This window comes from Nostoc mirabile CHAB5784 (genome assembly GCF_020829645.1).
GTDB lineage: Bacteria > Cyanobacteriota > Cyanobacteriia > Cyanobacteriales > Nostocaceae > Nostoc > Nostoc mirabile.
Window position 1 is genome coordinate 1 of sequence record NZ_JAIVFS010000175.1, and the last position, 10019, is coordinate 10019.

Annotated in this window: 8 protein-coding genes and 2 pseudogenes; 6 read left to right on the forward strand and 4 right to left on the reverse strand. The window is 42.1% G+C overall.

Features of this window, described 5'->3' with window-relative positions; all coding sequences use genetic code 11:
• The 5 genes and pseudogenes from LC653_RS48145 to LC653_RS42450 all read left to right on the forward strand — a co-directional run.
• Nucleotides 1-91: pseudogene (locus LC653_RS48145) on the forward strand (IS5/IS1182 family transposase); the annotation flags it as partial.
• Nucleotides 92-249: 158 nt separating this feature from the next.
• Entirely contained in the window at nucleotides 250-2985 is a 2736-nt protein-coding gene (locus LC653_RS42435; protein WP_229501280.1) for a two-partner secretion domain-containing protein, read from the forward strand.
• A 72-nt stretch (nucleotides 2986-3057) separates the two neighbouring features.
• On the forward strand, nucleotides 3058-5673 hold the full coding sequence (locus LC653_RS42440) for a CHAT domain-containing protein (protein ID WP_229501287.1): 2616 nt from the start codon (nucleotides 3058-3060) through the stop codon (nucleotides 5671-5673).
• Nucleotides 5674-5835: 162 nt separating this feature from the next.
• Nucleotides 5836-6189 (forward strand): annotated as a pseudogene (locus tag LC653_RS42445) (IS1634 family transposase); the annotation flags it as partial.
• 13 nt (nucleotides 6190-6202) lie between these two features.
• Nucleotides 6203-6367 (forward strand): BRO-N domain-containing protein, encoded by a 165-nt coding sequence (locus LC653_RS42450; RefSeq protein WP_229501282.1) that lies wholly within the window; start codon nucleotides 6203-6205, stop codon nucleotides 6365-6367.
• 335 nt (nucleotides 6368-6702) lie between these two features.
• On the opposite strand, the gene LC653_RS42455 is transcribed toward LC653_RS42450, so the two are convergent.
• A complete protein-coding gene (locus LC653_RS42455) occupies nucleotides 6703-6951 on the reverse strand; it encodes a hypothetical protein (RefSeq protein ID WP_229501283.1) in 249 nt (82 codons plus the stop codon).
• Between the two features lie 489 nt (nucleotides 6952-7440).
• A complete protein-coding gene (locus LC653_RS42460) occupies nucleotides 7441-7908 on the reverse strand; it encodes an AAC(3)-I family aminoglycoside N-acetyltransferase (RefSeq protein ID WP_229501284.1) in 468 nt (155 codons plus the stop codon).
• A gap of 35 nt (nucleotides 7909-7943) precedes the next feature.
• Between LC653_RS42460 and LC653_RS42465 the strand changes: the two genes are divergently transcribed.
• Complete coding sequence (locus LC653_RS42465; RefSeq protein ID WP_229501285.1) at nucleotides 7944-8126, forward strand: hypothetical protein; 183 nt, start codon at nucleotides 7944-7946, stop codon at nucleotides 8124-8126.
• A 115-nt stretch (nucleotides 8127-8241) separates the two neighbouring features.
• Here the strand turns inward: LC653_RS42465 and LC653_RS42470 are convergent, their stop codons facing one another.
• Both LC653_RS42470 and LC653_RS42475 read right to left on the reverse strand, forming a co-directional pair.
• On the reverse strand, nucleotides 8242-8808 hold the full coding sequence (locus LC653_RS42470) for a D-glycero-alpha-D-manno-heptose-1,7-bisphosphate 7-phosphatase (RefSeq protein WP_229501286.1): 567 nt from the start codon (nucleotides 8806-8808) through the stop codon (nucleotides 8242-8244).
• A gap of 629 nt (nucleotides 8809-9437) precedes the next feature.
• Nucleotides 9438-10019 (reverse strand): AIPR family protein (locus LC653_RS42475; RefSeq protein ID WP_504828442.1); only part of this gene is annotated, 582 nt, incomplete at its 5' end.

The window sequence follows — 10019 nt, forward strand, 5'->3', positions numbered from 1 at the left end:
ATTGGTTAGAGACTATGAATTATTGCCTGAAACATCGGAGACATTTATCTACCTTGCTATCATCCGTATTATGGTAAGGCGACTAGCATAACATTTAACTTCTCAAAACTTTTCAAACAGCCTCTTAAGTTTTAAAAACTTCACTCTCATCTAGTTACAATATCTGCTGAAATTAATTGTAAATAAATTTATTAATAGATTGAGTGCATACTGACAGGTAAAAAATAAGCAGAAGAGGCTGGTTCTGATATGGCAACCTGGAAAAATAGGAATTGGCGCTCAGGTTTATTAGGAGTTTTTGGCATTATTGCAGTGCTTGCTCATGTCATATTTTGTTTTGAAAACCACGCCTTAGCCCAGATTATCCCTGATGAAACATTGGATGATAAATCTTCAAGAATCACTCCCAATGTCAATATTAAAGGTAGTGTTGCTGACCGTATTGATGGCGGCGCAACTCTTGGTGCTAACCTGTTCCATAGTTTTCGCGAATTCAATGTTGGAGATGGACAGCGAGTATATTTCTCAAATCCTACGGGAATAAATAATATTCTGGGTAGAGTTACAGGTAATGACCCCTCGGATATTCTAGGAACATTAGGTGTCAATGGCAACGCCAATTTATTTTTGATTAATCCTAACGAGATAATTTTTGGGCAAAATGCACGGTTGGATGTGGGAAAGTCATTTTATGTAACCACAGCCAACAGCATCAAATTTGGCGAATTGGGTGAGTTTAGTGCTACCAATCCCCAATTACCATCTTCTTTATTAACAATTAATCCCTCGGCATTCTTTTTCAACCTGGGGACGAATCCAGGAAGTATTATCAACCAATCACGAGCAACCCAAACGGTTCAGGGAACTCCAACCGATGGGCTACAAGTACCAAATGGGCAAACACTTTTGCTATTGGGAGGAAATGTCACAGTTGATGATGGGCGTTTGATTGCTCGTGGAGGACGGGTAGAAATTGGTGCGGTAGCAGGAACAGGAAGTGTGGGGTTGAATGCAAATGGTAGTTTGAGTTTTCCCGATACTATTCAACGAGCAAATGTGGTATTCAAAAATCAGGCATCCGCCAATCGCTCAGGAATAGATGTCAGGTCCGGAAATGGTGGGGATGTTGGCATCACTGCTGGCAATATCGATCTTTATAGTGGAAGTCAATTGAGAGTCGGTATCGCTTCTGGGCTTGGCACTTTGGAGAGTCGAGGAGGCGAACTGATTGTAAATGCAACCGGGGAAGTTCGCATGACAGGAGAGGACACCCGAATGGCAAATGATATTAGACCAAATGCGATCGGCAAGGCAGGTAATATTCAGGTTACAGCTCGTTCTTTGGTGGTTACGAATGGCGCGCAATTGAGTGCCAGCACCTTTGGCGTTGGCGATGCGGGTAATGTAACTATTACGGCAAATAATATTTCCCTGAACGGTACACGTGCAGATGAACGAGGTGTAAGTGCTATTTTCAGTCGTGTAGAGCAAACTTCTAGCGGCAAAGGGGGTGATGTACAAATTTTCGCCAATACCCTTGACGTTACTGGTGGTGCGGCATTGGTTACATCTACTGAAGGTACTGGAGATGCGGGTAACATTTTGATCGTTGCACGCGATCGCGTTTCCTTCGATGGTATCAGTTTTGGTAAGCAGTTTTCTAGTAGTGCCTTCAGTAACGTGTTGCCAACTGCTACAGGCAAAGGAGGTAATGTGCAAATTTTCACCAATACTCTTGATGTTACTAATGGCGCACAAATAGTTTCTGCAACCTTCGGTAGTGGGGATGCAGGAAATATTCTGGTCAATGCTGTCAATGCAGTCAACATTACCAAAACTACTCCCCTTACCGGGCGTTCCAGTGGATTTTTTACAACGACAGGAAACTTTTCGATTGGTAACGGTGGAGATATTATCATCAATACTAAAACATTCCACCTTATAGATGGAGCTGTTCTTGATTCCAGCACCAATTCAAGCGATCGCAGTGGTAATATTACAATCAATGCTGAAACCATAGGTATTCTCAACGGCGGACAAATCCTTGCCATTACCAATGGTAAAGGACGAGCAGGTAATATTACTGTAAATGCCACCCAAAAAGTCACCCTTGCAGGTAGTGACTCCACCTTTGGGAATCGACTAGCAGAGTTTCCTGACGCTGTTGCACCTCTCACGCCCAACAGTGGTATTTTTGTCCGTTCTCAAGCCTCTGGTGGTGCAGGTGAAATCACGATCACGTCCCCCCAAATTCGCCTCGAACAAGGTATCCTTAGTGCCGAATCTACCACAGTCGATGGTGGCAACGTTATCCTGAATGCACGAGATATTCTCTTGTTGCGAAACCGCAGCTTAATATCTGCTACCGCAGGCACCGCGCAACAGAATGGTGATGGTGGCAATATTACCATCAATGCTCCCAAAGGTTTTATCGTCGCCGTCCCAAAAGAAAATAGTGACATCAAGGCAAATGCTTACACTGGTAAAGGTGGTATAGTTGACATTACAGCAAACGGTATTTTCGGTATTGTCCCGCAAAAAGACCCAACCGAAAAGAGCGACATTACAGCGAGTTCTGAATTGGGAGTGAGTGGTGAGGTAACTATCAACATTCCAGATACTGACCCTGCTCGCGGCTTAATCCAACTACCCTCTAACTTAGTGGATGCATCCCAACAAATCGCCTCTGGTTGCACCCCTGGAGGAAGACAAACCGCCAGTCGCTTTATCGCCACCGGACGCGGTGGATTACCCCTTAGCCCCAACGAACCTCTGCGAGGACGAGCAGTGATTACTGGTTGGGTAGATTTGCCCCCACTAGCAACAGCCATCACGGATAAATTATCTACTGCAACTGTGACCAGATCTGCTGATCAGATTGTGGAGGCTCAAGGATGGATTGTCGATGCTAATGGTGATGTCATTCTTATAGCTCAATCTCTGCAAAGTTCTTCTATTCCCTCTGCCATATCCTGTAGTCAATAATTCATTACCCCAAAAGTAGGGGGAGGAATTCCTATGAAACTCAAGAGTCATAAAAGCAATAAGTGGCAACGAATGTGTAACGGATGGTTCATTCGTCCCTTTAAAATATATAACTTGCCTGTTTTTATGCTCTTGGTTCTAGTGACAGCTTTTTTGTGCGTTATTACTTTTCCTGTTGCTGCAACTGTAGAGACACAACATATCGCTTCTCTACCAATGTCAATCCAAAATCCGACTGCACAAACACAAGACTTGCTGCAACAGGGTAAAATGCTGTATGAAGCAGAACAGTTTGCAGAAGCGGTTAAAGTTTTGCAACAAGCAGTTAAAAGTTATAGCAGCCAAGGCAATGAATTGCAGCAAGCTGTAGCATTAAGTAATTTGGCGTTGGCATATCAAAAACTGGGTAATTTACCACCAGCGCAACAGGCAATTACAGATAGCTTGAAGTTGCTCGAAAAATCTTCTAATTCCCAAAATCTTCAGGTTTTGGCTCCAATTCTAGATATTCAAGGTAGTATTCAACTAGACTTGGGACAAGCTGAACAGGCACTTAACACCTGGCAACGTGCGGAAGCCAGCTATAAGCAATTAGGCGATCGCAATGGCATTACCCGCGATCGCATCAACCAAGCACAAGCATGGCAAGTTTTGGGATTTTACCGTCGGGGTTTGACAATCTTGACTCAATTACAGCAGGAGTTACAATCAAAACCTAATTCCGTCAGAAAAGCAGTAGAATTACGGTCTTTCGGGGATGCTCTACAATTAGCCGGAGATTTGGATCAATCCCGTCGGGTATTACAACAAAGTTTGTCAATTGCCCAAGAATTGGATTCTTCCCAGGATGTGAGCGCTGCTTTGTTCAGTTTAGGCAACACGGCACAAGGACAGCAAGATTTTAAGGGTGCAATACAGTTTTATCAGCAAGCTGCTGCGATCGCTCCTAACCCGATTACCAAAGTCCAAGCTCAAATAAATCAGTTGAGCTTGCTAGTGAACACGGGACAAACAGCCACCGCGCAGATACTATTGCCGCAAATCCAAACTCAACTGGCACAACTACCTGCTTCTGTGACAACTATCTATGCCCGCATTCATCTAGCTCAAAGCTTGATGAAATTTAGGACTACACCTCAAGCTCTCGCTCAAATCTGCGCGAGAGCTTTGCAACAAGCTCAAGATTTAGCAGATAAACGAGCCGAGAGCTTTGCCCTTGGGACTCTGGGCAGTGTATACGAACAAACTAAACAATGGTCAATAGCCCAGAATCTCACCCAACAGGCACTGAACATAGCCCAAACAATCAATGCCCCAGATATCGCTTATCGTTGGCATTGGCAGTTAGGACGTTTGTTAAAACAGCAAAGAGAGATTGAGGGCGCTATTGCCAGCTATGATACTGCGATCGGTGAGTTGCAGACTCTCCGTAGTGACTTAGTGGCTGTGAATCGAGATGTCCAGTTTTCCTTTAAAGAAAGTGTAGAACCTGTATATCGAGAGTCCGTAGAATTGTTGTTGCAGTTTCAGCAAACTCATCCGAGTGAATCAACGCTAGACAAAGCTAGACAAAGGATTGAAGCACTGCAACTAGCAGAACTAGACGACTTTTTCCGGGAAGCTTGCATTAATGCCAAAACTGTTTTGCTTGACACAATGGTAGATAAAGATAATCCCACAGCCGCAATCATTTATCCAATTATTCTGCCCGATCAACTGCAAGTGATTGTCAAAATTCCTAACCACCCACTGCGTAATTATACAGTAAATAAGTCACAGCATGAGGTAGAAGGTACTATAGAACAACTTAGAGAGTATCTATTAGAACCCGATCGGACTGAGGAAGTGCAAGCGTTATCACAGGAAGTCTATGGGTGGTTAATCAAAGAAATTGAGTCAGATTTAAAAGATAGTGGAGTCAAAACCCTTGTATTTGTACTGGATGGAATATTGCGAAATGTGCCAATGGCCATATTGTATGACGGTCAGCAATATCTAGTAGAAAAATATGCTGTAGCACTCAGTTTGGGACTCCAGTTGCTCGCACCCAAACCTTTGACACAAACCAAACTCAACGTACTAGCTGCCGGATTAGTACAACCACCACAAGGCTTTCAACAGCAATTTCCACCGCTACCAGAAATTAAATTAGAATTCAATTCTATTTCCCAAGCGATCGCGTCTACCACCCAGTTACTAGATCGAGACTTCAACAGCAAAAACCTAGAGAGTAAGGTGAATGCTGTACCATTTAATGTGTTACATCTGGCAACTCACGGTCAATTTAGCTCCCGTGCTGAAAATACTTTTATACTTGCTGCTGATGGCCCGATCAACGTTACGCAATTTGATAGCCTGCTGCGCCGTCGGGATCAAACTCGCTCAGAAGCCTTGGAAATGCTGGTGTTAAGTGCTTGCCAAACTGCTGTTAGTGACAATCGCGCTACGCTAGGGCTAGCAGGAGCATCCGTGAAAGCTGGCGCCCGTAGTACCTTGGCTTCACTGTGGCATATCAGTGATAAATCTACTGCTATCTTAATTGGTGAATTTTATCGTGAATTAGTTAAAACTAAGGTGACAAAGGCTGAAGCCTTGCGTCGTGCCCAAGTAAAGTTGTTAAAAGATTATCCTAATTACAGTCGTCCTGGCTACTGGGCACCTTACGTTTTAGTTGGTAACTGGCTTTGACAAAGCCTATGCACTTATTGAAAAGATCACCCCCTTACACCTCGGTTTGAAATCATTACTCCCGGTTCGCCCATTTTTTAAGGAGTTAGGAAAAGTAGATAGTCAAAAGTATACCGAAAGGCATATTCCCAAAAAGGCTTGATTAGATATATGTTCGCAATTATGGCAACTGAACCCATAATTAGAAACGAACGAGTCGATGATATACCTATACTTCTAACTCAAATAGAGCGTATGGGCATACAACCGCTAATCGATAAACACTTTCCAACACACGGAAATTGGCAAGGTAAAAGCTTGGGAAATATAGCAGTAATTTGGTTAGCACACATATTATCGCAAGCAGATCATCGTTTAAATCAGGTCCAAACCTGGACTTCTAGGCGGTTAGAAACATTAAAAACATTTTTTGGAGAAGATTTAGGTGAACTCGACCTTACCGATGACCGTCTAGAAGCTCTATTACGCTACCTCGACTGCGACAGTAACTGGCACTCATTTGAGTCAGAACTTGGAGGTATCAGTTTTCGTGTTTGAGTCTCAACAAGTCCGATTTGTCGGTACACTAGAAAAGCCAGAATGGGTAGCGGCGGATGTCTGTGCGATTCTTGAAATCAAAAATGTCAGTGATGCGTTAGCTAATTTTGATGAAGATGAAAGGGGTATAGCTAATATCTATACCCCAAATATTTGATGAAAGCGATTGCCTTGTTCGTAATCTATACTGCAAGGGATCGCTATATCCAATGCCATTAGTATGACTAATTTAGTAGTCACTTATTTCAGTTTTCATAAGTTATGTAAGTAAATATTCTGTTACTTGTTTCCTAATGGGATTTGCATTGTGAAGGGCTGATATGATTGCCTCTTGGCTATCGAAAAAACTTTGTATCTTTTGAAGCCAAGATTCTTGAGAATATCCTAGAGGCGGATTTTGTCTTACCGTCACAAATAGAGCTACTATTTTCAATAAATTTTCTGTTATTTCTCCTCTCAATTGCATTGGGACAGAATCAAAAAACTGCCCTTTTATAATTCTAGTTCTTCCAAGGGAATCTCTTTGTAGAGTGTTTTAGCCATGTCTAGAATCTCAGAGATATTGCTCTTGAGGGAGTGCATAAACCCAAGTGATGATAACGATATAGCAAACATCATTTCTATCTGGTCTTTCTGTTTATTTGGATCAAACCTTTGTTTTCCATAGTTTGGATCTCTAGCTTTCCTTCTTTTAGCTTCGCCCATTTTAAAAAAATAGTTGGTAATAAATGTTTTTAACAAAGTTTGTGGGTTTAAGTCCCCTGCTTCTATAAGCAGCGCGTTTTGTGTCGGGGTCTAAATCCCCGTCACAAAACGTAATTGCGAATTGCGAATTGCGAATTGCGAATTGCGAATTGTTTTAATTCTATTGTACAGTGACAAATTAAATAAAGTTGAGACAAATTAATGTCATCAAACTCAACCTTAACCACGTTAGACTTACAACTGAAAGTGTTGATAAAAACGGCTTTTTTGCTTGTGCAGAAGGCAGGAAAATAGTCTGAGCTTTTCAGTAATTAATAAGTAGGTCAATTTGCTAAAACTTGCATAGACAGTGTAAACAACTATTTTGATTCATGCTGTGCTGTGGGAAAAGCCATTTCCAGAAATTATGTTCAAGTTTCTCCATGAGATTGCTCCTGATCTACGACTCATGTGATACTCAAGATTGTAAAAAATTGACCCGATCTCTAGTATGCTCTTCTCGAAAAGCCACTACTCAGATAGGCGTTAGGCATTGTCATTGCCGCTATTAACTGCTATGTCGAAATGCAACACGTCTTCGCGATCGCCCAGCTTTGTATAAAGTTTAATGGCTGGATCGTCGCCAATATCCGCCTGGACGAAAATGACATAAGCTCCACATGCTGCTGCTACTTCCTTCAGCTTCTGAATTAATGCCGTTGCGATCCCCTGCCGTCGGTGTGCGGCGGCAACAGCTAGATCGTAGATGTAAATCTCGCTGCGCTCCTGCTCGAACTTTTTAAGCTCGTAGGCAGTCAGACCGCCAACGACCTCACCTTCTTTCAATGCGGCGATCGCAATGAAGTAGTCACTATCGAGCAGTTGCCGCAGGTAGTCTGCACTAGGCGGATTCCCATAGGTCTCCACCTCATCGAACGCCTCACCAAAGGTCGCTAATAATGCTTCCATTAATGCAACGTCCTCCGGCACAATCTGTTGAATGGTTAAGTTCATTGGTATTTCCTAAGCTACATTCCTGTTAAGCGGCTATGATTGCAGATGTCCTCAATTTTGCACGTTCAAAGTTTAATCCCACCCTCTTTCGCATTACAGTGGCAGCATTTAATGAACGTGCGCTCAAAGCATGGAAAAAAGCCGGATTCCAGCAGGTACAGTCATTTCAAGCACTAGACGATAAGGAACTATTTATTATACTGGTGCGGCATATTTGAGAAGTCTACTGTAGAACGACGAATTATTTGACCAGAATGGCAGATTGTTTGTCATCAATCTAAATTTTTCTAGGTTTCCTGTTCCAGCAATTTCTATAACTCCATGCCAGAAATCCTAAAAATTAGATACTGAATGCTTACATATCACCTGTGCTGCTATTGAAAGGTTAACCAAAATATAGTCAGCAATTCCTAAACGAGACATTTGGGGCTGAGACTGATTACCCCCATCTATCAAAATCGTTTTACACCCTGCACTATGTCCAGCTTCTACATCACTGAGATTATCGCCAATAAACCAAGAATTTGCTAAATCTATATTTTGTTCGCTAGCTGCACGTAAAATCAAGCCTGGTTTAGGTTTACGGCACTCGCAAGCAATTGCATACTCAAATATTACACCATTTGGATGATGGGGGCAGTAGTAGAATCCATCTAACGATAGATCCGTTTTTTCTAATATTTCATTCAATCGCGCTTCCACTCCTATTAAGGCAGATTCTGGGAAATAATCCCGTGCTACTCCCGACTGGTTAGTAATCACAATTAATTTATATCCAGCTTTGCTAAGTATTTGTAATCCTTCAATAGCACCGATTTTCATTTCGATTAATTGCGGATCAACATTGTTTGGTACATTTTCAATTAAAGTGCCATCTTTATCTAGAAATATCGCCGGCATTTGAGATTGCGAATTTAATTTGTTAGTTCGATGCAAAATTTTCTGATTTTTCAAAAAGTATATTTCCCCATCTTAAATCTAATACCACTTGCAAAAGTTTTTGCAACAAAATAATTGGCTGTGGGAGAGTACATCTGTACATTACAGTTTTCTAGCTGCCACTTGGACTCTTTACATCCTTGCGTATTATGGTTGGTAGTGTAACGATGCCTTGCCCTACTCTAAGAGCTATCGCCCACAGCCGAATGTCCAGTACTTCACCAAAGTTTACGCCCGTAACCTGGGTGTTCACTTAGCACCTGTCAAACTTTCAGAGCAAAAGTCAGTTTAGGGAACTTGTGGAAAAGATAGAGTTGTCAGAGATACAGTTAATTTCCAGTGGTTGCGTTGAGTTCACCCCTTTTCCCTTTTCCCAAGATTGTTTACACCTTGTGTCACTTTCGATTCTTCTTCTTGCTTACTGGAGTTGACCATTTGCATCAAGTGCTGATTTAGATAACTCTGCGCTGAGATATACAAACTTTCCCAAATTTCCAGGACTTACGCATCGTACATAAGTACTACACGCAATTTGGGTATAAAGCCATGTTTAGCAGCCAGCGATCGCTTTCTATGCCAATAAATTAAAGTTATGCAAAGCGCCTGAAACTACCAAATATCATAATCCACATTATGGTTAATTTGTACAGTGCGTAAGTCCTAATTTCTTGATTGCGGCTAATTTTTGTGCCGACTGTATTTCCTGCTGTTTTCTCCGATACCAAGTATTTGCGGAAATAGTTAGTCCATAAGTGTTGCAGGAAATCTTCAGCGAATTCGTTAAATGGCAGAATCCATTTATAGTCTTTATCCAGAAATACCCGATAGGACTCAATTATCGGTAATGCCAGGTCAGTTGGCGCACCAAACCCAAATGAATACTTGCTGTCAGGTAACAACGTAGTTTTACGTATATCAATTGATGCTAAATCGTTGGAACCTTTTCTTCTGGGGCTGCTGATATGTTCTTGGATTATTTCATACAGTCTTTGCTCTATCCACAGAGCTTGAGATAGCAGAGGCAGTAAAGCGGTTAATCTTTCGGTTTCTGCGTCTGTGATGTTACTTGGAAGACTCATCCCTGCTGGGTGTTTGGTTCGTTTATTGCCGTCGGGATTGTATTTATTTCTGTCGAGGCAGTAAAGCAGCTTCAGCAAATGGGTGACATTGCA